1 protein-coding gene is annotated in these 1,155 nt (G+C 60.6%); it reads right to left on the bottom strand.

Going from position 1 to position 1,155, the window contains the following annotated elements:
* Nucleotides 1-60 precede the first annotated feature (60 nt).
* Entirely contained in the window at nucleotides 61-1,002 is a 942-nt protein-coding gene (locus tag ACREB4_RS21300; RefSeq protein ID WP_431590239.1) for an IS110 family transposase, read from the bottom strand.
* Nucleotides 1,003-1,155: the final 153 nt, after the last annotated feature.

The following is a 1,155-nucleotide window of genomic DNA, read 5'->3' as shown; positions in this document are numbered from 1 at the left end:
CCAAAACCTGCCGGAGGGATCACGGGCCTGGCGAACGCGAAGCGTCTTGGAGCAACGGTGTTAACTGGCAAGTTGAAAGTTGGGATTTTTGAGGAGGCGGTTCATGAGGATGATGAGTTTGCGCATGACGGCGGTGAGAGCGACTTTGGGTGGTTTGCCAGCGGCGCGCAGGCGGGCGTAAAACGCTTTGAAGATGTGGTCGTGGCGGACGGCGCTCAAGGCGGCCATATAAAGCGCCTGCCGGACGGGACTGCGCCCGCCGCCGATGCAACGCAGGCCGGTTTGATTGCCACTATCACGATTGTAAGGCGCGACGCCAGCCAATGCCGCAGCGGTTTGGTTGGTGAGTTGGCCGAGTTCGGGCATTTCGGCCAGCACGGTGGACGCCACCACAGGGCCGACGCCAGGGATGGCGTCCAGCCGTTTGGCTTTGGCGGTCAGTTCCACATCTTGGGCGATGAGCTGGGTGATGGCGGCATCACATTGGGTGATTTGTTTTTCCAAGGCTTTGATGAGTTGGCGTGACTGGCGACTGCAGAAGCGGTCGGTGTAATGCTCGGCACGATTGCGTTCCACGATGAGGAGTTGGATCAACTGGCGGCGGCGCTGGGACAAATCGGCCAGTTGCTGTTGTTGGGTCGAGGCCGGGGTCGAGGCTGTGGGTTGAAAGGTGGTGCCATATTCCGACAGCACGGCGGCATCAATGGGATCGGTCTTGGCGCGCTGACCTTGGGCGCGTGCGAAGTAACGGACGCGGCCCGCCTCAATGATGCTGACGGGGATACCCGCCGCGTGCAGGGCGCGCACCACGGGTTGTTCGTAGCCGCCGGTGGCTTCACAGACGACGTGGACGTGGGCATGGCTGCGCAGCAATTTGAGGAGTTGGGCGTGGCCTTTGGTGTCATTGGCCAGGGCATGAAACCGACCTGCGAGGTGAAGTTGCAAAGAGAGCTTGGCAACGTCGAGGCCGACGTGGAGGATGTTTGGGTTGTTCTGACTCATACTTGTGGATACGAGCTACGATGATTTGTGGTTGTCGTGCTCAAGCAACGGTTCGAGTTTAGGACAATGGGCACGCGCGGAACAGGCTCCAAAACGCATCACGCCAACAGCGTATGCCGAGTGCGGAAGTTCCCACGCGCGCCGTCCGCTGCC

Source organism: Aquabacterium sp., from assembly GCF_050725395.1.
GTDB lineage: Bacteria > Pseudomonadota > Gammaproteobacteria > Burkholderiales > Burkholderiaceae_C > Aquabacterium.
Note: the sequence above shows the minus strand (reverse complement) of the source record. Positions and strands in the feature narration are given on the sequence as shown.

Excerpts from the sequence above, each read along its gene's own strand:
- ACREB4_RS21300 (WP_431590239.1), bottom strand. The coding sequence starts at position 1,002 with ATGAGTCAGAACAACCCAAACATCCTCCACGTCGGCCTCGACGTTGCC.